We start from the raw sequence: 21,640 nt of genomic DNA, 5'->3' as shown, positions 1-21,640 counted from the left end.
GAGAAAGATGAAAGCACTTAACAACGGAAATTCTAACAGCAATTCACTTCAAAACACCATATTTAGACTAGCGCTGCCGGCGATTTTAGAAAATATACTAAACACAGCTGTTTGGATGTTTGACACTGCCATGATAGGCAGATTAAGCGCTGAGGCCTTAAGCGCCGTAGGTTTTGGTTCTCAGCTGGCGTTTACGCTGGTCAATATAGTAAGCGCAATGGGTATAGGAACTTCTGCCATTGTAGCTCGATACATAGGTGCAAATGAGCCTGAAAAAGCTAACAAGGTTATATCCCAGTCATTTATAGTCTCGTTAATTATAAGCGTCTTTTTGCTTGGAGCCAATCTGTTTCTGGCAAGACCCTTTTTTATATCTACAATAGAAGATCAACAGGTAATCAAACTCGGGATTCAATATGTAAAGATCGTATCATTTGGAATTGTATTTTTAATACCAACAATGGTGCTTAATGCAGCATTAAGAGGAGCCGGCAATACAAAGCTTCCCATGTTTTCGGCCCTTGTTGCAAATTTACTCAATGTAGTTGGTGATTATGTCCTTATATTCGGCTATTATGGTTTCCCGAGAATGGAGGTAAAAGGCGCTGCAATTGCCACAACCCTTTCCCAAATGGTAGGTTTTATAATAACCTTTGTGTATCTGATAGCAGGACAAGATATAGTAAGACTGAATCTTAAAGACTCAATAAAAATAGACATGGATGTAATAAAGCAGCTTTACAAATTAAGCATGCCATCGTGCTTAGAGGAATTTTCCCACAGCGGTAGTCGGCTTTTATCATCGATTTGGATAACACGCCTCGGAACGGTGGCCTTTGCAGCTCATCAAGTGGCAGTCAGCGCAGAATCCATGTCTTTTATGCCTGGATACGGATTTGCAGTTGCGGCATCAACCCTTGCAGGACAGAATCTGGGGGCCCGGCAGCCGGAGGAAGCAGAAAGAAGCGCAATTGCTTCTCTAAAGCTTGCATTGATATTAATGAGTGGTGTCGGCTTGGTTTTTCTGATATTTTCCCACCAACTGATGAGTTTGTTTACAAGCATAGACGAAGTTAAAAATCTGGCAGCTGCCTGTATAAGAGTCGCAGCTTTCGAACAGCCGACTTTAGCAGTTTCGATGGTTTTAGGCGGTGCCCTAAGAGGAGCCGGAGATACACCCGGAACTTTTAAAGTCGGTCTTATAGGAACATGGCTTGTGCGGTTACCTTTAATTTTCGCAGTGGTGTTTATATTTAAAAAGACAGTAATATATGTTTGGGTGGCAACCGTTATCCAATTTGTTGTGGAAGCCGGTTTGATGTACCTAAGATTTAGAAAAGGACACTGGAAAAAGATAGCAATTTGACAAAGTAGCTTAATTTTTGATATAAGTATTATATAAATAATATAGAAATAGATATTGGATATTTTACAAATGCATATAGCTTTTGTAAAAAGGGGGAATTTTGTGTTTTCACCAAAAGCACGATGGGCCATTGCTTCCGGTATAGCAGTGATTGCGATTGCCGGAGCGATTACGGTTCATGCAATTTTGGAAAAAGAGGTGGTCATTTACGACAAAGAAAAGACTGTTGAGGTGTCCACTTTTGCCAAAACCGTGAAAGACCTGCTGGCTGATGAAAAAATTGTTTTAGAATCTGAAGATGTTGTTACACCAAGCATTGACACAAAACTTGAAGACAATATGAAAATAATTATAAAAAGAGCGTTTCCTGTAACGATTGTTGTAGATGGAAAAGAGGTGACAGTTAAAACACAACCAGACACAGTAGAAAATATCTTATCTAAAGGTGGTATTGTTTTAAACGAAAAAGACAAAATCGAGCCCGCACTTTCTTATAGTGTGGCCAAAAACGAAAAAATAATCATTACGCGGGTGGAAGAAAAAGTTACAAAAACAATCAAGCCTATACCATTTACTACTGTCTCAAGAAAGGACTCAAATTTACCTGCCGGTCAAAAGAAAGTTATACAGCAAGGAGAAGAAGGCAGTGAAGAAATAAAAACCACAGAAATTCTAGAAAATGGAAAGGTAGTTTCTACTTCGACAGAATCAAAAGTTATAAAATCTCCAAAACCTCAAATTGTCCTTGTCGGGACGGTACAAATAGCGTCTCGGGCAGGTGTTGATTTTGCTTACACAGAAAAACGCCGCATGACGGCCTCTGCTTATACATACACAGGACATCGAACAGCAACAGGAACTACGCCGCGGGCCGGGGTTGTGGCAGTCGATCCAAATGTTATTCCGCTGGGAACCAGGCTTTATGTAGAAGGCTATGGCTTCGCAAGGGCTGAAGATACCGGCGGGGCAATAAAAGGCAATGAAATTGATTTGTTTTTTAATACAACACAAGAATGCAGATATTTTGGCAGGCGTCAAGTAACGATATATGTTTTAAAATAATAAAGATGCTCTTAACCGACGGCAAAAACTGTCGGGGAAGAGCATTTTTCATTTGTATCTTTTTGCCGGCGAAATAGCCTGAGCTTTCCTAAGCCTGCTTCTCCTGTAACGTTTTACACCTATAGATATTCTATAAGGTGCATAGGCTGCAAAAAGCGGCGAAATTACCCAAAACCACCAATATGTATATACCTTTCTTTTAACAGTATTTGCAGCTACAAGATTGACGCTGCCCAGCACAGTGCATCCCTGATAAAATATTACATGGCCCAATATATCGCCTTTTTTAACCGGAGCATCTATATTATCAGCTATATATGCTTTTTTAGTAATAGGAAGGTCGTTTTTTGGGACTATAGTTACAAATTCTTTCTCGGTGACAAGTTTTACAGGACTACCATAAGTCACGCTTTTTTCTGCAATTACGGAATTTGATTTTAGAAGGCTTTTTCTTTCAAAGTTATTAAATCCGTAATCTAGCAAAGCAGAACAGTCCTTTGACGTAGTGCCGTTAGACTTTAGTATTACGGCAATCAATTGTCTGCCATTTCTAGTAGCAGAAGCAACTATGGTAGAGCCGGCGGTGCTGGTGTATCCTGTTTTAATTCCATCAGCTCCTTCATAGTTCCACAATAATTTATTTAAATTTATCAGCTGTCTGTCCCATTCTTGGCCCTGCCATGGTATTACAGCAGTTTTTGTTGCAACGATTTTTCTAAATTCCGGCAAATTTAAAAGCGCATACCGGGAAATAAGCGCCAAATCATAAGCGGTTGTCAAATGACCTGCAGCAGGCAGACCATCTGGATTTACAAAATTTGTATCCTTTGCGCCTATTTCTCTAGCTTTTTCGTTCATCATCGCAGCGAAACTTTCAACGCTTCCCGCCATATGTTCTGCTATTGCAACAGCTGCATCATTTGCCGAATTGAGCATCATAGCATAAAGCATCTGCTCTAGGGTAAGCATCTCTCCTTCTTCCAAATATATTCTAGTTCCATCTACCAGCGTGGGATTTTTCCCTGTTGTGACTATATCTGAAAGATCACCCTTTTCAAGAGCTAAAATAGCCGTCATTATTTTGGTAGTGCTTGCAGGTTCAAGTTTGAGATGAGCATTTTTTTCGTATAATACCCTGCCGGTTTCCACATCCATGACTATCCCGGCTTCACCTGCTATTTCGGGAGGAGATTGAATTTCTGATGCGGTTGCGACTGCTGTATTTGCGAAAAAAGAAAATAGGATAAGTATAACTGCTGCGATTTTTGCAGACTTCATTAATTTCCACCTCGCTTGAAGATAAATGAAACTAGATTAAGTATATCAAATAAGAAAATTGGTTCCAAGAGGCGTACAAATTTTTTACATTAAATAGAAATTTAAGGGATTGTGAAATGTTTGACAATCATATTTTTTATTTATATAATTGTTTTGAAGTGAGTTATCAAATAAAATAAAATGAGGGGATCATATATGCGGGTTATAAGTGTTTGTGTAGGCAGTTCCTGCCATCTAAAAGGCTCGTATGATATTATCAGAATTTTTAAAGAGCTATTGAATAAATACAATCTTGAAAATGAGTGGGAGCTTAAAGCAGAATTTTGCTGTAATAATTGCCGCAATCCTGTTTCAGTCAAAATCGACGGAAGCAATCCTTATTCTGTTTCACCGGATGACGCCGAGGCTTTTTTCAGGGAGAAGATATTGGAGGCAAAATAGATGGAAGTTATTAATTTTTCAAGGGCCAACTGTAAAAACTGCTATAAATGTGTAAGAGCATGCCCGGTAAAGGCTATACGTATGAAAAATGATCAGGCAGAGATAGTTGAAGAAAGATGTATTACCTGCGGGACGTGTCTTATAACGTGTCCGCAAAATGCTAAAACAATAAAAAGTGATGTGGAGCGGGTAAAGCACCTTTTAAGCGAAGATAAAGATATGGCGGTAAGCTTAGCACCTTCTTTTGCAGGGATTTTTTCATTCCAACATTATAGCCAGATAGTTTCCGCCTTAAAAAAGCTTGGCTTTTCAGCAGTATACCAAACATCTACCGGCGCCAGACTTATTGCAAAAGACTATTTGAAATACTATAATGACAAAACAAGACCAAATCTTATAACAACAGCATGCCCTGCTATTAACTATTTAGTGCAAAAATATTATCCCGATCTTACATCTTGCCTAGTTCCGGTAGCCTCTCCCATGGAAGCCCACGGCAGATATCTAAAAAAAGTAAAGGGTCATAAAGAAGTGGCATTTATCGGGCCGTGCCTTGCAAAAAAATCAGAGATTCATGATATCGAAAACTATGGAATAGATGCGGCGCTGACCTTTGAAGAGCTTATGAAGTGGTGGGAAGAAGAAGGTATTGATCCTGCCTTAGAGCCTATAGACGAGCAAAAGAATGGTTTTTGTGATGATGCAAATTTTTATCCTGTGCCCGGAGGCAGCTATAAGACTATAGAACCGTTTATAAAAGATGAGTGGCGAGAATTTATAGAAGTAAGCGGTAAAGAAAATTGCATGACTATGCTTAATGAAATAAAAAAAGGCGAGTTTAAAAGAACCTGGATAGAAATGAACGCATGTGCCGGCGGATGCGTAAATGGTCCTGCGGTAGGCGATGTTGACAAGGGTGTCTTTAAAAGAATTAAAAACGTAAAAATATTTGCACGCAGCAGCCGAAGCTTATCAGGAGAGGTAATTGATATAAATTGCGATATGTTACCTATTGATTTTACAAAACACTATCCGCCGATGCCGATAAAAATTAAAAAACCAAGCGAAGAGGAAATAAAACGCATATTGGAGGCTACGGGAAAATATAGACCCGAACATGAATTAAATTGCGGTGTTTGCGGATATAATTCCTGCAGAGAAAAAGCCGAAGCTGTCTATAACGGAATGGCTGAAATTCATATGTGCATGCCTTACATGAGAAATAGGGCAGAATCGCTATCTAATCTTATTATAGAATCTACGCCAAATGCAATTATAGTAACAGATAGCGAAATAAATGTTCAAGTATTTAACAACGGTGCCGAAACCATGTTTCGCGTAAACAGCGCCGATGCAATCCACAAACCTTTAGGCTTGCTTTTTGATGATGATGATTTTAGGTATGTAAGCAAAACAAAGCAAAACTTGATAAATAAGAAAGTGAATCTACCGCAGTATGGCATAATAACACGGCAGGATATATACTATGAAAGAGAACATTCTCTTGTGATAGGCATAATAACTGATATAACATCTCAAGAACAAATGCGGGAAAAAAGCAAAGAGCTTAGACGAGAGACAGTGGAAACAGCTCAGCAGGTTATAGAAAAGCAGATGCGAGTAGCGCAGGAGATTGCCAGCGTCTTAGGCGAAACAACAGCAGAAACAAAGGTTTTGCTAAATAAAATACAGCGGCTTTTAATAGACGAAACTTCAGGTGAATAAGGATGAAGGTAAGAACTGAGATTTACTGGGAAAGCTTAAATAAATACGGGGAAGAACTCTGTGGAGATAAAGTCGAAACTGTGCAAAATCCTAATGAGACTATAATGGTAATGGCCGATGGTTTGGGAAGCGGCGTAAAGGCGAATATTCTTTCTACATTGACAAGCAAGATAGCAGTAACGATGCTAAAGCAGGGTCTTAGCATTGAAGAAACTATAAAAACTATAATGGCAACACTGCCGATATGCAAGGTTCGCAAAATAGCGTATTCTACATTTACTATAATCAGGGTAGACTCAGCAGGAAACTGCTATATTGCAGAATATGGAAATCCTCCTGTTATGCTTCTTCGCGGCGGTAAAGTTTTAAAGCTTTATGGCGACGAGAGAGAAATCGAAGGGAAGCAAGTAACAGAGTATCGCTTCAAAACCCAGATAGGAGATGTGCTTATAACCTTAAGCGACGGTGTTGTCCATGCAGGGGTAGGCGGCATTTTAAATCTTGGTTGGCAGTGGAAAAATATAGCGGAATACATCGAAAAGATTGCTCAGGTTGAGCATACCCTTGGAAGCTTAGTTAAACTTCTGTCGGCGGTTACGACGAACTTATACATGGAAAAACCCGGAGACGATGCTACAATTGCTGCATTAAAGATTATAAAGCCGGAGTTCGCAACGGTATTTACCGGCCCGCCTCAAAACCCTGATGACGATGAAAAAGTCATTGAGCGCTTGATGAAATCAGAAGGCAAAAAAATAGTATGTGGCGGAACTGCAGCTCAAATTACTGCTCGCATCCTTGGAAGAGAAATAATAACTTCCACCGAATTTGTAGACGCAAATATACCGCCTACTGCTAAAATAGAAGGCATAGACCTTGTGACAGAAGGCGTTTTAACTCTAGCTCATACAAGAGAGCTTCTTTTAAGATATATGGATCCTGCAGTTCAATATAAACAACTTAGAGAGCTTGAAAGAAAAGATGGTGCTTCAAGACTTGCAAAATTGCTTTTGTCTGCTACTGACATTACTTTCCTTATAGGAAAAGCAATAAACCCCGCCCATCAAAATCCAGATTTTCCAAAAGAACTGTCCATAAAACTGAATATAGTAAAGGAAATAGGCGAGACCCTAGAAAAAATAGGTAAAAATATAGAAATGATTTACTACTAACCAATACCCGCTTGTGGCGGGTAATTTTCTATTTATTGATGTGCGAATGTTCTTATGATAAAATTAATAACATAAAGAAGATTGCATTATGGTATAATAACATTAAATGGATGCGGTTTTTGGGGGATGAATTGCAGGATGAACTTAGAGCAGGTAATTGATTTTTTAAAAAATGATGAACGGTTTTTGGCTAATGTGACACATTGGGAAGTTATTCCGGAAAAAGCGGGACAATATGAAGATTTCCCTGATTACTTAAATCCAAAACTTGTATCTGCATTAAAACAAAAAGGCATATATCGTCTTTATTCCCATCAGCGCAGTGCATTAGAGGAAACTTTGGCAAATCATAATATAGTAGTAGTTACGCCTACTGCCTCAGGTAAATCTCTTTGCTACAACCTTCCTGTGTTAAACAGCTTGCTTTGCGATAAAAATGCTCGAGCCATATATCTTTTTCCAACAAAAGCCCTTTCCCAAGATCAGGTTTCAGAACTTATGAATATTGTGGATATTATGGGAGAAGATATTAAAACTTTTACATATGATGGAGATACTCCTGCAGATGCCAGGGTTTCAATAAGAAAAGACGGCCATATCGTTGTTACGAATCCGGATATGCTTCACACAGGCATTTTGCCCCATCATACAAAATGGATGAAACTTTTTTCTAATTTGAAATATGTTGTAATCGACGAAATTCACATGTATAGAGGAATTTTCGGCAGTCATACCGCAAACGTCCTTAGAAGACTTAAACGAATATGTAATTTTTACGGTTCAGACCCGATTTTTATATGCTGCTCGGCTACAATAGCAAATCCTCGCGAACTTGCGGAAAAATTAACTGAAAAGCCAATGGTCTTAATTGATGAAAACGGGGCTCCTGTAGGCAAAAAACACATCATTTTTTACAACCCCCCAGTAGTAAACCGCCAACTTGGGATTCGACGAAGCAGCGTATTGGAATCTGAGAAGATATCGTTAAATTTTATAAAAAATAAGATACAAACTATTATTTTCTTGCGAAGCCGCTTGATGGTAGAAGTCTTGCTTACATATTTGCGGGAAGAAATGAAAAAATTTCCCGGCGGCTCAAACCTAGTAAGAGGTTATAGAGGCGGATATCTGCCAAGAGAGCGGCGAGAAATCGAAAAAGGACTGCGAGACGGAAAAATACTCGGAGTTGTCAGCACAAATGCTTTAGAGCTTGGTATTGATATAGGCAACCTTGATGTAAGCATTATAACTGGATACCCGGGTTCAGTAGCAAGTACATGGCAGCAGGCAGGACGCGCCGGAAGAAGAAACGATGCATCAGTATCGATTTTGGTGGCATCAAGCAGCCCACTGGACCAATTTATCATAAATCACCCTGAGTATTTCTTTGAATCATCTCCTGAACACGGCCTTATTAACCCGGATAACTTATATATTCTAGTCAGCCACATAAAATGCGCTGCATTTGAATTGCCCTTTGTTGATGGCGAGACATTCGGAGGAGAAAATATAAATGAGATCCTTGCCTTTTTAGAAAACGAGAGGATTTTGCGCCATGTGGGCGGACGTTGGCACTGGATGGCTGAATCATTTCCTGCTGAAGAAGTCAGCTTAAGAAGTGCTTCGGCGGAAAATTTTGTGATTATAGATATAACAGAAGGCGCCAAGGTTATAGGAGAAATCGACAGGAGCAGCGCTCCGATGCTGATTCATGAAGAGGCAATATATATGCATGCCGGGCAGCAATATCAAGTTGAAAAATTAGACTTTGAAGAGAAAAAAGCATATGTGAGAAAAGTTAATGTAGATTATTATACAGATGCAAATCTTGCCGTAGAAATAAAGGTTCTTGATTTATTCAGAGAAGAAAGCGAAGGCAATAGTAAAAAATATACAGGCGAAGTAATGGTGACAAGCCTGGCAACCTTATTTAAAAAGATAAAACTTTTCACCCATGAAAATTTAGGATTTGGCTCAATACATTTGCCGCCTGAAGAAATGCACACCACCGCATACTGGTTTTCTATTCCCGAAGGAATTGCAGGGCTTTCAAAAGAAGAATTGCAATCAGGTCTTTTAGGCCTTTGCAGTGTAATGGTAAACATAGCTCCGCTCTATCTTATGTGTGATCCCAAAGACATTCGAGGAGTGGTTCAAATAAGATCCCCGTTTACGCAGCAGCCCACTATTTATATCTACGACAACTTTCCGGGCGGTGTTGGATTTTCAGAAAAACTTTACGGCATGCAAGAACAGCTGCTAAAAGCGGCTAGGCAAGTGATAATGGAATGTGATTGCGAAGATGGGTGTCCTTCATGCGTAGGCCCCTATGAGGAAGTGGGCTCAGGCAGCAAGGAATTTGCACTAAGAATCATAAAAGGGGTGCTTTCAGATTGAACCTTTCAGAAAAATTGAAGGCATATCTTTCAAAAAACGATATAGAGAGGGAAAAAATAGTTGCCCCGCCGGAAAATCTTTATGACACCTCCGACCATATAGAAACTTTACTTAACGCCAAGACCGTAGCAACACCTTTTGGAGAGCATCTCGTAGTGGAAAAAAACTATCCTTTATCCCATATCCACGGCAGCACGGAGCTTAGATCGGTTTTAGATATACCCGGGCATTTAACAAGAATCATTGCAAAAGACGATGCCTATAAGGATTTCGACTTTTCAAATGCACTATTTATAGATACAGAAACCACAGGACTTGCAGGAGGCACAGGCACCCTTGCCTTTTTAACCGGCATCGGCTTTTTTGATAAAAACAACTTTAAAGTTATCCAGTATTTTATAAGAGACTATGATGAAGAAGCAGCAGCCCTTTACAGTCTTAACGCCCTATTGAAGAACTTCAAGAATATCATAAGTTTTAACGGCAGATGCTATGACGTGCCTTTGCTTACTACTCGCTATTTGCTAAATCGCATGGAAAATCCGTTGGAGGATATTTTACATCTTGACCTCTTACTGTCTGCGCGAAGGTTTTATAGAGAGAGACTTGAAAGCGTAAGCCTTTCTTCGCTGGAAACAAATCTTTTATTCATCAAAAGAAGGGGAGACATACCTGGCTGGGAGATTCCCTCAGTATATTTTAGATTTTTAAATGACAGAAATCCCCTTCCCTTAAAGCCCATATTTTATCATAATTGTATGGATATACTTTCGATGGTTGCCATTACAGATAAAATTGCCAAATCCCTAGATGACCCTATCAATTCGGAAAGCTGCCAAAATCAGGATTATTACTGTATAGGCAGGGTGTTTGAAGATATGGGTATGATAGAGGAGAGCATACGCTGCTATAATGAAGCCGTTAAAGTGCCTGAGATTAAAGAAAAATCATATTTACAACTTTCCCTTCTTTATAAAAGATTAGGAAATTGGCATAAGGCAGAAGAGCTTTGGATAAAAATGGTTGAAGAAAACTTGAACACCAAGTTTGCATTACTTGAACTTGCCAAGTACTATGAGCATAAAGTAAAAGACTATAACAAGGCTTTAAAAGCGGCGCAGCGCGCTTTGGAGATTGAACGCAAAAAGGATGTTTTTACCGGTTACGCACATAAGGAAGAGATTGCAGAACTTAAAAAGCGTATAGAGAGGATTGAGCTGAAAAAGGAAAAGTCCAAAACAGCAATAGCATTATAAAATATAGTAAATTATTAAAATATTAAAAGGGGTGTATGAATATGAATGATGCACTGAAAATAATTGCGAAGTTTATGGCAGTATCTGCAAGGACAGCGCCAAAAACAGCCGGGAAAGATTACATAGAAGTAAAAGTTATAGATGATGATAAAGAAATCGCAAGACTTGGCGCTGAGATGGCGGCATATGGAGAAAAACACGGCAAAAAAAATTATGATAGAGATGGAAAAGGGGTGGCAAGCTGCGGAGCGGTGTTGCTTGTTGCTATAAAAGATGCAAAAACCGCCGGCTTGAATTGCGGGGCATGCGGCTATGATGAATGCTCAAAAATGCCGGAGCCCAGAGAAGGTTCTGAATTTGCAGGGCCATTTTGCCCCTGGCGTTTTGTGGACCTGGGAATTGCTATAGGATCTGCGGCGAAGACGGCAAGCATGTTTAATGTTGACAACCGCATCATGTATCGCATAGGCGTTGTTGCCAGGAAGATGAATCTAATTGACGGCGATGTAGTCCTGGGACTTCCTCTATCGGCAACAGGTAAGAATATATTCTTTGATAGATAAAATTATATTTCGTCGCTCCATCAAAAAATGGGAAAAAGTAAAAGAAGTTGTGTCTTAAAAAAGCCGCAAAACTCAATAAGACACAACTTCTTTTTTGTATTATTAAATTTTAAATTTAATCTTCATCGAATCTGAAGCTTAATTGATCTATTTTAAATCCTCGGGCTGTATCGTATAGGTAGGTGGCATAGAAGGTGTCCAGGCCATATTTGGCGGAACAGGATACACGGAGAAACCACCTTTAGCAGTTTTTTCTAAGTTGTCAATTAGTTTGTCTCTAAACAAACTATATGGGGCCACAAAAACAAGTTCCTGATTTTGAGTGCCGCCAAAAATTCTATCTCCTGCACAAGGGAAGCCTATTGTTGGCTTGTTATTAGCTAATGCAAAGCCGATAGAGGAGCATAATGCTGCTTCGCATACCGTATCAGCTGCAACCTTTTCTCCATTGTCATATGCGCAAGCATGGACAAGCCGCATTACCTGGGCCGGATTTACATAGACAACAACTACATCAGGTTCTTCTTTTGCGCGAGATAAAGGTTCAACGTAAATCCCTTCATATTGTTTGCCCTTATCGCCGAGCTTGAAGGTATTTTCCATAAATTTTTTTCCGGCTTCTTCATTTGCACAATAAGGCCCAACCGCAGCTTTACCGGATGAAATAGCTTCAGGTGTTTTAATAAGGCCTACGCATGCTGCTCCCATTGCACACACCATCATTTCGGGAACTCCAGAACCGGGTCTGCCCTGATACCGCGCTGTTGAAACCAATTGGCATAGATTTATTTTGTAATCCAAGGGTTTCCTCGGCAGCTTTTCTTTATCTTTATACATTGTTATTGCTACCGGGTCAGTATCAAGACGCAGAATTTCTTGAAGCTTATTACTAACTTCTAAACAGTTCATGGACAATTCACCTCACCAGTTTTAAAATTATTGTGAAATAAGAAGAATTTCACAAAGCTATTATACAGCAATATCTTATGATTTTCAATTCATTTCTCTATTGTTCTTCGATATCTGACATATCATAAGTAAATTCCACAAGTCTTCTTTTCATTAAAATAGGGATATTGCATCTTAAAGCAAGTGCGATAGCATCACTTGGCCGCGAATCAAGAATTATTTCTTTGCCATTTTGCTTTATATAAATTTCAGCATTATAGGTATCGCCTTTTATATCTGTTATTATAACTTTTTCAGGTACACCGCCCAATGCTTCTATAGCAGATTTTAAAAGATCAGGTGTCATTGGACGGGGAGGAGTTACTCCTTGAATAGGCATAACTATATTATGTGCTTCTAAAGCCCCAATAACTATAGGAAGTACCATTCTCTCATCTTTGTCCATCAAAAGCACCGAAAAGTCTCCATCCACGATAGCAACATTTTTAACCTTTAACTCAACCATATCATCTGTCATTTGACATCACCTCAATCTTTCGATTGAAAGAAGATAAAATATTTTCTTTCCACTTCATTATATCACATTTTATCATATTATCCTATTCTAATCGAGGTCGTAAGAAACTTACTACATTTTGAAAAGATTCCTATGACAATTCAGTAAATTATTATCATAAAACTATCTTTTATTTGGTTGAAAAAATTATTAGAAAGATTATTGACATATGTTTAAAACTATGTTATGCTTAATGTGGTAATAAACATATGTCCATAATAATACAATAGGGGGTGAGATTATGCCAAGAGGAGACGGTACAGGTCCTATCGGTTATGGTTCAATGACTGGTCGACGTGTTGGCTTTTGCGCTGGTTTTTGTAAGCCCGGATACTATGGTTTAGGCAGAGGGCATAGAAGGCAGTTCTATGCAACAGGTTTACCGTTTTGGGCAAGAGGCGACTATTCGTATAGTGGAATGGATTATTACAAAGAACCTAGTTCAAAATTCGAAATTGATATCCTCACTCAGAGAGCAAAATTTTTAAAAGAAGAGCTTGAGTTAGCAGAAAAAAGACTTAAAGATCTAAAAGAAACAGAAAAAGAAAATTCCGGCGACAATTAGACATCGGGAAAATAGTATCTATAGAACCTATTGGGCGAATATGTCTTCGCCCAATATTTATTTCTGCTTATTGATATATGTTCATTACAATGGTAGAATATTGTAGGTTTTAGTGAAAGGGGTGTAAATGTGGCAAGACCAACTAAATGGCGGCATGTGGAATTCCTTCCAGATGTGACGTATTTTAAACCTGCCGGCGTGCCGCTTAGAGATTTAGAAGAAGTTGTACTGACGGTAGATGAACTTGAAGCATTAAGATTAAAAGATCTTGAAGGTCTTGAGCAAGAACCGTGTGCTGAAAGGATGAATGTATCGCGACCTACTTTTGTTCGAATTATAAATTCAGCAAGAAAAAAGGTAGCTGAGGCGCTTATAAAAGGTAAAGCTATAAAAATCGAGGGAGGAACGTACCGATTTGTTCAATCCCTAAAGTGTCGAGACTGTGGAAATGAATGGAAACAGCCGCAAGGTGAAACCTATAACGAGTGTCCGAAATGCCACAGCACTAACTTAATGCCTATAAAACAAAGAAGAAGGCAGTGCCGTAATTACAAGTGACAGAAAGGTTAAAGAAAGGGTGTATATAGTGGATAAAAATCAATCAAACAGTGAAAATATAGATAAGGAATTAAATGACGCGGCTCAAGAACCGCAAGCTTCAGGATTGAATCGAATTAAAAAGGTTATAGCAGTTATGAGCGGAAAAGGCGGCGTAGGAAAGTCCACAGTAACCAGTCTTTTGGCAGTAAGCTTAAGGAAGCAAGGATATACTGTCGGAATAATGGATGCAGATATAACAGGTCCCAGCATTCCCAAGATGTTTGGGATAAACGAGAGACCCGAGAATATTGGTATCGGATTGATGCCGGTAGAAAGCGCCAGAGGTATTCGCATAATGTCACTAAATCTTTTACTCGAAAATGAAGACGATCCTGTAATTTGGAGAGGGCCTTTAATTGGCAATGCCATTAAGCAATTTTGGGATGATGTAATTTGGGGCGATTTAGATTATCTTCTAGTGGACTTGCCACCGGGAACCAGTGATGCGCCTCTTACTGTAATGCAATCGCTGCCGCTGGATGGTATTGTAATAGTTTCATCACCTCAGGAGCTGGTAGGCATGGTAGTAAAAAAGGCGGTTAAGATGGCAAACATGATGAACCTGACTGTGATAGGGCTTATAGAAAACTATAGCTATGTAGCTTGTCCTAAATGTGGAGAAAAAATAGAAGTTTTTGGTAAAGCAAGAGGCGAAGAAGGAGCTAAAGAAGCAAATATACCTTATTTAGGTTCACTCCCCCTGGACCCCAAACTCGCCAATTTTTGCGATGAAGGCAAAATTGAAGAGTATGAAAGCGCAGGAATCGAAAAGATAAGTGAGAGCCTAAAATAAAAATTATACTAAAAATTACTTTATAAGGCCTTAAATAAGTAGAGTGCTTTATTTAAGGCCTTTAAAGCTTTAGTTGCTGCGTATAAGTTCGGCTTCTTTATTGCCATATCTAATAGTGGATTCCTGAGGTATGAATAAACCATAATTCTCGTTTCTACCTTGTAATACATATTTTGCATTAGGATCGTTCAAGGATTCAATGGCTTTTTGTGCAAGTATAGTAATTTTGTCTGAAAGCTTCCTCACTCTATTAATTATCAGGACCAATTGGGTTTCTTCAAAATCGGTAGCCATATTATAGTCACCTTGGCTATCGCCGGCAACAAACGCCGGTCCATAACCGTACTTTGAAACGAGTATCTGCTGGATAGCTGCAGTTTTTCCCTCTTGCTGAGTTTGAGGATAGTCTTTCTTGTACTCGGTTTTAAATTTCCCATCGGTGTCTTTTTCCAATCTCATGCCTATAACATTTTCGGGCGGGACATTGTAGCCATATTTAGGTAAACCGGCAAAAACTTCAACTACATCTTCCAAAGATGCAGAGCAAATGTATACATCAATTCCATTTCCTCTCAATACATTCATCAGATTAGACATTTCCGGAGCAATACGAAGCCCTCTTTTGTATTCCCCTGTCACAACGCCGGCTTTTCCAGGAAGCTTCGAGGAGCTAGTAAGAGTATAATACTCGATTTTTTCGCCTAAAGCAACATCGTTAGATTCCTCTGTTAGTGCTTGCGCTTCTTGGGTCGTCATGCCGGTAAACAAATACAAAACCCAAGGATAACTTACGTTGGCGCTGAAAGTCCCTCCAATTGCTTCATATAAATAAGCAAGTTTTGCTTGAAAATCCTTAAATTCTTCAGTTTCTTGAATTTTTGCGAGTTTTGCAGCGTCTTTGTCTTTTAAAAAAATATAATTGTCATAAAGAAATTTATATCGTTCATCCAAGTCTGCACCGATTTTTTCTATATTGACGGGCTGTCCTTCTAAATTATTGTATTCTGAGCTAAAATCATCTTTTGGTACATCATATCTTATAGCTGTTGCAAATTCTTCAGGAGTCATGTTAAACACTAAATTTTTAATTTGATATCTAAATAATTCCTCCTGGGTGTCATTAAAAATACATGTTTGATCCCAGTCAAACACTGCATAAGGTTTATGTTTTGGATCGTAATTTGGGCTTTTAATACCATTTTCATCAATAAATTTTTGCAATCTGTTTAATGTGGCAGGTGCCCATTTACCGGTATCCATTATTGGTATATTTTTAGAAATCTCTTCCGGCGTTGATGTTACAAAGATTGTAGATGTAGTCTCATCCCAATCAACTTTATATCCTAACTTTTCACTAAAATAGCGAACAGGCAGATACGTTCTGTCCTTGTATACAATGGGAGTAATTTTAGTACTTTCTTGTCCATTAATAACAAGCTGCATTTCACTGAAAACTGCTTGTAACGTTTTTGGAGCAGTGTCAGCCAAAGAAAGGCTAGGCAATAATAGAGCAAACAAAGCTAAGAGAACTATTGCAATTCTTGTTTTTTTCTTAAAATTCATTTCAAACTCATCCTTTCATAAATAAAATATTATTTACATCTGCCGTTTGTAAAGCTTATCAGTTATTTGACACATTCCCCCCATAAAAATAAGATGCTTTACCCAAGGACAAGTTTTAACTTTCCTTGTAAAAGCATCTTTGCTAATCTGCCGATACTCCAATGTATAGCAGCAATGTAATTATAACAATATTCAATTGTTTTTGTCAACTAAAATTTCCATGATGTTCACAATATTTTAATGAAATAAAATATTTATATGCCTTTTAGCTCCTTCTCATCGTTTATGTTTGATGGTCGGTGGCTTGACGGCAGCAATAGCTCGTCTATAATTTTGCTTTCAGCTTTCTCATATGTCTTTCTAACTTGTTTAGGCAAGGTAAATAGGTCGACAAGAATCAATATACCAAGAATAAATATGCATATAACTCAGAATGCGCCAAGGCCGCCGGCAGATGATGTGTTACCGGCAACAGCCGCAACACTGCCTGTAAATATTCTCTTTAACTATTATATTATAGTTCTTTAAAGGCTGTCTATTGTCAATTGAGCGATTATAATTGCGACGCGAAATTTTCATTCTCAACGATTTTAATTATCTTAAGTATTCGCTTTATGCTACCTGATTTTAATCCACTATTTTCTATTTGACAGACGGACAGTGCCATATGAATACTTGCTGGCTTCATGGCGATAGACTCTATATTACTTGAGCGTTGGCCGTTGGGGCAATGGGAAAAATATCCGGTAGTATTGAGCATAAAGGAAAAGATAGGGAACATAAAGATACCCCCGACTGATGCCGGGGGATTATTCATTATGTTTAGTGCCAATAAGTTTGCTTGCGATTTGCCTATAAACAAAATCTTTTGCAAATACTTAGGCCATAGTATTCACATGGAGCTGATGGCCGGATTTGAACCGGCGACCTGCGCATTACGAGTGTGTTTAGGTATAATCTAGACAGTGTTATATAATTATGCCATGTCCATTAAAGTCTTGAATATCGAGGCTTCGCAGGTTTTGTTATTATTTTCCATTATACTTAATTTTATCTCATTATGAATTTTATGTTTGCAATTTGTTTGCAGTTTTTATAAAGACATTCTCGGCAAGTTTTTGCGCAGCCTCTTTTTGCATATTTGGCAAAACATGAGAATAAGTATTGAGGGTAATTCTAATATCTGTGTGGCCTAGGCGCTCACTCACGACTTTCGGATTTATACCGGCTTTTAAAAGCATAGTTGCACTGGTGTGCCTCAAATCATGAAAACGAACGGACGGCAAGTTCAATGTTTTTAATATCTTGGAGAAAGAATGGGTTATATAGTCTGGGTCAATAAGTTTGCCATCTGGCCAGGTGCAAACGTAGTCAAAATTTTCAATTTGATATGCGGGGCCAAAAAAAATTCTGTTTTCTCTTTGCTCTTGTCTATGAGCTTTTAAAAGTGATATAGTGATATCATCCAATGCGATTGGTCGGCGACTGCCGGCCGTTTTTGTCTCTCTTAGGATTAACTCACCATTAATTCTCTGTAATTGGTGTTTGATTTGGATTAGCCCTGAATCTAGGTCAACATCTTGCCATTGGAGTCCGCATATTTCTCCACGCCTCATGCCTGTCATTATTGCTAAAACAATGGGTATATATAAAACATGATTTTTTTCTTTTAAATATTGTAAAAGTGTATCAATTTGTTCTATAGATAATATGGTAAAATCTTTTCTTTTAGCACTGGGTGGCTCAACATTATCAGCGGGATTATGCACAAGATATTGCCATTTAACGGCCATTTTTAGAGCTTTATGTATAACCCGATGATGATATAGAACTGTAGCATGGGAAAGATTTTCTATTGCCTTTGAATAATGGTTCTGAATGTGGAATGGCTTTAAATCGCTTAATTTTATATGCCCAAACTCAGGGATAAAATAATTATTAATTATTCCTAAATATCGACTTTGTGTCCTAGGAGCAAGTTTAATCTCTACATAGTCATGGAACCACTTGTCCAAATAATCGGAAACAGTAATACCTTTATGGTCGATATAGCTCCCAGAATTATATTGCTGTATAAATTCTGCCAAAGCAGCTTCGGCTTCTTTTTTTGTATTGAAGCCGCTTAACCATTTTTGCTTTCGTTTACCGGTTACTGGATCATTGCCTACATCTACTATAGCGCACCATTTTTTGCCTCTTTTTCTGATATGCCCACGCAAAAAAACTCACTCCTTAATGATTTAATTACTTAAAAAGGTACACTCTCTTCCATTTCCAATTCTTCTTTTTCTTCTTTCCAATCTTTCAATACACCTTCTTGATAAAATGTTGTTGGATTTCCACATCTTGGGCAAAATCTGGCATTGCTGGCAGGTTTGTACCCGCAACTCTCTTTTTCAACATAAGGCTGTCCCCAATCATTATATCCAATAACCTCAGTACACTCTTGAATCAAATACATTCCACAGATTTTACAAAATATATCACCTGGTTCTATATCCTGATTTTCACATCTTGGGCATATTTGAGCAACTCCATTTTCGTCTAAAGGCACACCTTTTTTATATTGCATTTCTCCATCTCCCCATATCAACTTATCATTACCACAAAAAGGACAATAATGTGCATCCTTGCTGACAAAATAAGCACCACAAGTATAACAGTGCTTAGTATTTATAAAATCATCAAAATTTAATCTTATTAATATTTCTTCTGGAGATACTATCCCCATAGACTTCCATTTTTTATAGTATTTGTATCGATAAATAGATGCTTCTTTAGAAAGCTTACATACTTTTGCAATATCTTGTGAGCTTTTTATTTTTAATCCGCTCAAAATAATTGGTGGGGCAAGAATTTGTCCGGCAAAAAAATCGGCTTCTTCTTCGAGTATTCTATAGTTCTCCTCAGATAAGCCACCTCTAGTTAATATTGTTTGGGTATAGTCTTTTAAGTGATTTAGAACAATATGACCTATTTCATGCATGATAGTCCATCTAATCCTGCCTATACTTCTAATTTCATCATTATAAACAATTTTATATTCATCAGTAATACCGCAGTATATTGCGGCACCATCTTTACTTTTGATTATGTTCATCATTAAATATTCCACCGATACACCTATATCTTTTGCTACAATACTTGCTTTCTCAATAGGCCACCCCTGTTTTCTTGCTATGCTAAAAGGATCTACAGGCAATTTGCATATATTTTGAGAAAGCATAAATTTGCGAGCTATACTTGCGACCCAATCAAATCTAGGCTCATTTAGTTGTGTGTTTGAATGCATTTGGAAACAGCCTTTCTGCTAAACGCCTGAGATCCTCAGCTTCTTTAGGGGTGAGTTTTTCTCCTGCACGAGCAATAGCTCTTATATCGGGGTTGGTTATTTTTATATCGTCATAACTTATTTCGTTGGTTGAATCATTTGTTAAGAGCTTCTCTGTAGGAACACCTAAAGCCTTTGCTATTTTATCTAATGTCTCTTTAGTTGGATTTAAGCTCTTATTATTTTCCAAATCGCTAAGATATCCTAATGATAATCCAGACAGCTTAGACAACTTATTTATGCTTATACCTAACGATTTCCTTATTTTTCGTATGTTGTCGCCTAACACAGTATCCCTCCTTTTCTATGTTCTCTACTAAAGAACATTATACACTAAAAAAATTCAATGTCAACGAAAATTTAAGAAAATTTGAGGTATTCGGTGATAGCGAAAAGTATTTTAATATATTAGTCCAATATGGTATAATATAAAGTTTGTTCGATATTAACGAATATGATATATTCTATGCAAACGAACTTAATATTATACCAGGAGGGTAGGTTATGAATAATATTAAATTCTACAGGCTAAAGCAGGGCCTAACTATTAGGGAATTATCCAAAAAGTCAGGTGTTGCGGCAGGTTACATAAGTGAATTGGAGAATGACAGGGATTCAAAAAAGAATCCCAGCAAGGAAGTAATGGAGAAAATATCAGCAGCATTAGAGCAAACAGTAGCGGAAATATTTTTTCCGGATAAAAGGGGTGTGAGTTTTTGAAATGCTTGACGAGTATCCAACAGTGCTAACTGTAGCCGATGTGCAAAGAATTCTGAGAATTGGAAGATGCGCGGCTTACGAAATAGTCAATACGCCCGGTTTTCCTGCAAAAAGAATTGGTAGATCAATACGAATACCAAGAGAGGGTTTCGAAAAGTGGCTGAATGATTGCTGGGTAGAGAAAGAAAAGCCTGAACTAAAACTAGTTAAAAACAGGAAGGAGATGACTTCATGAATGATATGCAATTAGTAAAATCAGCTAACTTTGGAGTTGTCAAGTGTGATTTTTATAGTGACAGAGATAATAGAGAGATATGGATGACAAGAGAGCAAATAGGCCGGGCATTAGAATATTCAAATCCACAAAAGGCTATAGATAATTTACACATACGCAACAAAGATAGACTAGATAAATTTTCAGTTACCCTCAAATTGAGGGCTACTGATGGAAAGCTATACGATACAAAGTTGTATAGTGCCAAAGGTGTATATGAGATTTGCAGATATAGTCGCCAACCTAAAGCAGATGCTTTTATGGATTGGGTATGGGACATTGTTGAGAGCATTCGCAAACACGGAGCCTATATGACACCAGAAGTCATCGAAAGAACCCTCAGCGATCCAGATTTCATAATAAAACTTGCAACGCAACTAAAAGAGGAACGTCAGGCCAGAATAGAGGCAGAGAAAAAGATTGAATTAGACAGGCCGAAGGTGGTATTTGCTGAGGCCGTGACTGCATCAAAAACCTCGATCCTCGTTGGTGAGCTGGCAAAGCTTCTCCGGCAAAATGGCATCGACATAGGTCAAAACCGACTCTTTGAGTGGCTACGACAAAATGGATATTTAATTAAACGTAGGGGAACCGACTACAACATGCCTACACAATACAGCATGGAGCTGGGGTTGTTCGAAGTGAAGGAAACCACAATAACCCATTCAGACGGTCATATTAGCATTTGCAAAACCCCAAAAGTAACGGGGAGAGGTCAAATTTACTTTATCAACAAATTTAAGGAAAAATACAAAACGAGGGAGATGGCGAATTGACGAGGGAAGAGCTGGAAGGGAAAATCGCTGCTGTAGCCGGTGATATAGAAATTCTAAACCAAAAGATAGCTGAAGCACGTAAGCATATTCAAAAAAGGGACGAGCTGCGGCAAAAACTGCAGGAACTCCTTTTTGAATATCAGGCAGAATGTTTTCGAGAAAAAACAGAGGCACACAAAGCAATATTTGTATATAACGGCAAAACAAAAAACCTTCTCAAGGCACTCCAGCAGGAGCTTGAGAAGGCACAAAAATACAATCCACCTTCATTCTAACATAACAGAATGAGGGTT

At 38.3% G+C, this 21,640-nt stretch carries 22 protein-coding genes; 15 read left to right on the top strand and 7 right to left on the bottom strand.

Features of this window, described 5'->3' with window-relative positions; genetic code table 11:
- The first annotated feature begins 7 nt into the window (after positions 1 to 7).
- Complete coding sequence (locus tag TSYNT_RS01275; RefSeq protein WP_059031373.1) at positions 8 to 1,366, top strand: MATE family efflux transporter; 1,359 nt, start codon at positions 8 to 10, stop codon at positions 1,364 to 1,366.
- Between the two features lie 102 nt (positions 1,367 to 1,468).
- Entirely contained in the window at positions 1,469 to 2,428 is a 960-nt protein-coding gene (locus TSYNT_RS01270; protein WP_059031372.1) for a ubiquitin-like domain-containing protein, read from the top strand.
- A gap of 48 nt (positions 2,429 to 2,476) precedes the next feature.
- Here the strand turns inward: TSYNT_RS01270 and TSYNT_RS01265 are convergent, their stop codons facing one another.
- Complete coding sequence (locus TSYNT_RS01265; RefSeq protein ID WP_059031371.1) at positions 2,477 to 3,706, bottom strand: D-alanyl-D-alanine carboxypeptidase family protein; 1,230 nt, start codon at positions 3,704 to 3,706, stop codon at positions 2,477 to 2,479.
- A 195-nt stretch (positions 3,707 to 3,901) separates the two neighbouring features.
- Between TSYNT_RS01265 and TSYNT_RS01260 the strand changes: the two genes are divergently transcribed.
- The 6 genes from TSYNT_RS01260 to TSYNT_RS01235 all read left to right on the top strand — a co-directional run bounded on the left by TSYNT_RS01260 (position 3,902) and on the right by TSYNT_RS01235 (position 11,260).
- Entirely contained in the window at positions 3,902 to 4,147 is a 246-nt protein-coding gene (locus tag TSYNT_RS01260) for a (2Fe-2S) ferredoxin domain-containing protein (protein ID WP_059031370.1), read from the top strand.
- Entirely contained in the window at positions 4,148 to 5,872 is a 1,725-nt protein-coding gene (locus TSYNT_RS01255; protein ID WP_059031369.1) for a [Fe-Fe] hydrogenase large subunit C-terminal domain-containing protein, read from the top strand.
- A 2-nt stretch (positions 5,873 to 5,874) separates the two neighbouring features.
- A complete protein-coding gene (locus TSYNT_RS01250; protein WP_059031368.1) occupies positions 5,875 to 7,044 on the top strand; it encodes a SpoIIE family protein phosphatase in 1,170 nt (389 codons plus the stop codon).
- A 138-nt stretch (positions 7,045 to 7,182) separates the two neighbouring features.
- A complete protein-coding gene (locus TSYNT_RS01245; RefSeq protein ID WP_083497595.1) occupies positions 7,183 to 9,441 on the top strand; it encodes a DEAD/DEAH box helicase in 2,259 nt (752 codons plus the stop codon).
- Positions 9,438 to 10,697 carry a ribonuclease H-like domain-containing protein gene (locus tag TSYNT_RS01240; RefSeq protein WP_059031366.1) on the top strand — a complete coding sequence of 420 codons (1,260 nt, stop codon included), beginning with the start codon at positions 9,438 to 9,440 and terminating at the stop codon, positions 10,695 to 10,697. The genes TSYNT_RS01245 and TSYNT_RS01240 overlap by 4 nt, the downstream gene beginning before the upstream one ends.
- Before the next feature lie 41 nt (positions 10,698 to 10,738).
- The gene (locus TSYNT_RS01235) at positions 10,739 to 11,260 is read left to right on the top strand and encodes a ferredoxin domain-containing protein (protein WP_059031365.1); all 522 of its coding nucleotides are present in this window, start codon (positions 10,739 to 10,741) and stop codon (positions 11,258 to 11,260) included.
- A gap of 147 nt (positions 11,261 to 11,407) precedes the next feature.
- On the opposite strand, the gene TSYNT_RS01230 is transcribed toward TSYNT_RS01235, so the two are convergent.
- Together TSYNT_RS01230 and TSYNT_RS01225 are read right to left on the bottom strand one after the other, a co-directional pair.
- Positions 11,408 to 12,169 (bottom strand): DUF169 domain-containing protein, encoded by a 762-nt coding sequence (locus TSYNT_RS01230; protein WP_059031364.1) that lies wholly within the window; start codon positions 12,167 to 12,169, stop codon positions 11,408 to 11,410.
- 97 nt (positions 12,170 to 12,266) lie between these two features.
- The gene (locus TSYNT_RS01225) at positions 12,267 to 12,674 is read right to left on the bottom strand and encodes a bifunctional nuclease family protein (RefSeq protein ID WP_059031682.1); all 408 of its coding nucleotides are present in this window, start codon (positions 12,672 to 12,674) and stop codon (positions 12,267 to 12,269) included.
- A gap of 292 nt (positions 12,675 to 12,966) precedes the next feature.
- On the opposite strand from TSYNT_RS01225, the gene TSYNT_RS01220 reads away from it, so the two are divergent.
- From TSYNT_RS01220 to TSYNT_RS01210, 3 genes are all read left to right on the top strand, one after another.
- Entirely contained in the window at positions 12,967 to 13,290 is a 324-nt protein-coding gene (locus TSYNT_RS01220) for a DUF5320 domain-containing protein (RefSeq protein ID WP_059031363.1), read from the top strand.
- A 129-nt stretch (positions 13,291 to 13,419) separates the two neighbouring features.
- On the top strand, positions 13,420 to 13,848 hold the full coding sequence (locus TSYNT_RS01215; RefSeq protein WP_059031362.1) for a DUF134 domain-containing protein: 429 nt from the start codon (positions 13,420 to 13,422) through the stop codon (positions 13,846 to 13,848).
- A gap of 58 nt (positions 13,849 to 13,906) precedes the next feature.
- Complete coding sequence (locus TSYNT_RS01210) at positions 13,907 to 14,683, top strand: P-loop NTPase (protein WP_373877513.1); 777 nt, start codon at positions 13,907 to 13,909, stop codon at positions 14,681 to 14,683.
- A 69-nt stretch (positions 14,684 to 14,752) separates the two neighbouring features.
- On the opposite strand, the gene TSYNT_RS01205 is transcribed toward TSYNT_RS01210, so the two are convergent.
- The 4 genes from TSYNT_RS01205 to TSYNT_RS01185 all read right to left on the bottom strand — a co-directional run bounded on the left by TSYNT_RS01205 (position 14,753) and on the right by TSYNT_RS01185 (position 19,866).
- Complete coding sequence (locus TSYNT_RS01205; protein ID WP_083497594.1) at positions 14,753 to 16,246, bottom strand: stalk domain-containing protein; 1,494 nt, start codon at positions 16,244 to 16,246, stop codon at positions 14,753 to 14,755.
- A gap of 1,067 nt (positions 16,247 to 17,313) precedes the next feature.
- On the bottom strand, positions 17,314 to 18,465 hold the full coding sequence (locus TSYNT_RS01195) for a site-specific integrase (RefSeq protein ID WP_059031360.1): 1,152 nt from the start codon (positions 18,463 to 18,465) through the stop codon (positions 17,314 to 17,316).
- A gap of 29 nt (positions 18,466 to 18,494) precedes the next feature.
- Entirely contained in the window at positions 18,495 to 19,349 is an 855-nt protein-coding gene (locus TSYNT_RS01190) for an ImmA/IrrE family metallo-endopeptidase (protein ID WP_162780977.1), read from the bottom strand.
- Between the two features lie 163 nt (positions 19,350 to 19,512).
- Positions 19,513 to 19,866 carry a helix-turn-helix domain-containing protein gene (locus tag TSYNT_RS01185; protein ID WP_059031358.1) on the bottom strand — a complete coding sequence of 118 codons (354 nt, stop codon included), beginning with the start codon at positions 19,864 to 19,866 and terminating at the stop codon, positions 19,513 to 19,515.
- Positions 19,867 to 20,081: 215 nt separating this feature from the next.
- On the opposite strand from TSYNT_RS01185, the gene TSYNT_RS01180 reads away from it, so the two are divergent.
- Genes TSYNT_RS01180 through TSYNT_RS01165 form a run of 4 tightly spaced genes read left to right on the top strand, consistent with a single transcriptional unit; the run spans position 20,082 to position 21,622 of the window.
- On the top strand, positions 20,082 to 20,297 hold the full coding sequence (locus TSYNT_RS01180) for a helix-turn-helix domain-containing protein (protein ID WP_059031357.1): 216 nt from the start codon (positions 20,082 to 20,084) through the stop codon (positions 20,295 to 20,297).
- A 22-nt stretch (positions 20,298 to 20,319) separates the two neighbouring features.
- Entirely contained in the window at positions 20,320 to 20,532 is a 213-nt protein-coding gene (locus TSYNT_RS01175) for a helix-turn-helix domain-containing protein (protein ID WP_238142613.1), read from the top strand.
- Positions 20,529 to 21,347 (top strand): phage antirepressor KilAC domain-containing protein, encoded by an 819-nt coding sequence (locus tag TSYNT_RS01170; RefSeq protein ID WP_059031356.1) that lies wholly within the window; start codon positions 20,529 to 20,531, stop codon positions 21,345 to 21,347. The genes TSYNT_RS01175 and TSYNT_RS01170 overlap by 4 nt, the downstream gene beginning before the upstream one ends.
- On the top strand, positions 21,344 to 21,622 hold the full coding sequence (locus TSYNT_RS01165; RefSeq protein WP_059031355.1) for a hypothetical protein: 279 nt from the start codon (positions 21,344 to 21,346) through the stop codon (positions 21,620 to 21,622). The genes TSYNT_RS01170 and TSYNT_RS01165 overlap by 4 nt, the downstream gene beginning before the upstream one ends.
- Positions 21,623 to 21,640: the final 18 nt, after the last annotated feature.

It is taken from the genome of Tepidanaerobacter syntrophicus (genome assembly GCF_001485475.2).
Lineage (GTDB): Bacteria > Bacillota > Thermosediminibacteria > Thermosediminibacterales > Tepidanaerobacteraceae > Tepidanaerobacter > Tepidanaerobacter syntrophicus.
This window is presented reverse-complemented; position numbering and strand designations above follow the sequence as displayed.

Bases quoted from the DNA above. Each gene is read 5' to 3' on its own strand.
- TSYNT_RS01275 (WP_059031373.1), top strand. From the start codon at position 8: ATGAAAGCACTTAACAACGGAAATTCTAACAGCAATTCACTTCAAAAC.
- TSYNT_RS01265 (WP_059031371.1), bottom strand. From the start codon at position 3,706: ATGAAGTCTGCAAAAATCGCAGCAGTTATACTTATCCTATTTTCTTTT.
- TSYNT_RS01260 (WP_059031370.1), top strand. From the start codon at position 3,902: ATGCGGGTTATAAGTGTTTGTGTAGGCAGTTCCTGCCATCTAAAAGGC.
- TSYNT_RS01255 (WP_059031369.1), top strand. From the start codon at position 4,148: ATGGAAGTTATTAATTTTTCAAGGGCCAACTGTAAAAACTGCTATAAA.
- TSYNT_RS01250 (WP_059031368.1), top strand. From the start codon at position 5,875: ATGAAGGTAAGAACTGAGATTTACTGGGAAAGCTTAAATAAATACGGG.
- TSYNT_RS01245 (WP_083497595.1), top strand. From the start codon at position 7,183: ATGAACTTAGAGCAGGTAATTGATTTTTTAAAAAATGATGAACGGTTT.
- TSYNT_RS01235 (WP_059031365.1), top strand. From the start codon at position 10,739: ATGAATGATGCACTGAAAATAATTGCGAAGTTTATGGCAGTATCTGCA.
- TSYNT_RS01230 (WP_059031364.1), bottom strand. From the start codon at position 12,169: ATGAACTGTTTAGAAGTTAGTAATAAGCTTCAAGAAATTCTGCGTCTT.
- TSYNT_RS01225 (WP_059031682.1), bottom strand. From the start codon at position 12,674: ATGGTTGAGTTAAAGGTTAAAAATGTTGCTATCGTGGATGGAGACTTT.
- TSYNT_RS01220 (WP_059031363.1), top strand. From the start codon at position 12,967: ATGCCAAGAGGAGACGGTACAGGTCCTATCGGTTATGGTTCAATGACT.
- TSYNT_RS01205 (WP_083497594.1), bottom strand. From the start codon at position 16,246: ATGAATTTTAAGAAAAAAACAAGAATTGCAATAGTTCTCTTAGCTTTG.
- TSYNT_RS01190 (WP_162780977.1), bottom strand. From the start codon at position 19,349: ATGATGAACATAATCAAAAGTAAAGATGGTGCCGCAATATACTGCGGT.
- TSYNT_RS01180 (WP_059031357.1), top strand. From the start codon at position 20,082: ATGAATAATATTAAATTCTACAGGCTAAAGCAGGGCCTAACTATTAGG.
- TSYNT_RS01170 (WP_059031356.1), top strand. From the start codon at position 20,529: ATGAATGATATGCAATTAGTAAAATCAGCTAACTTTGGAGTTGTCAAG.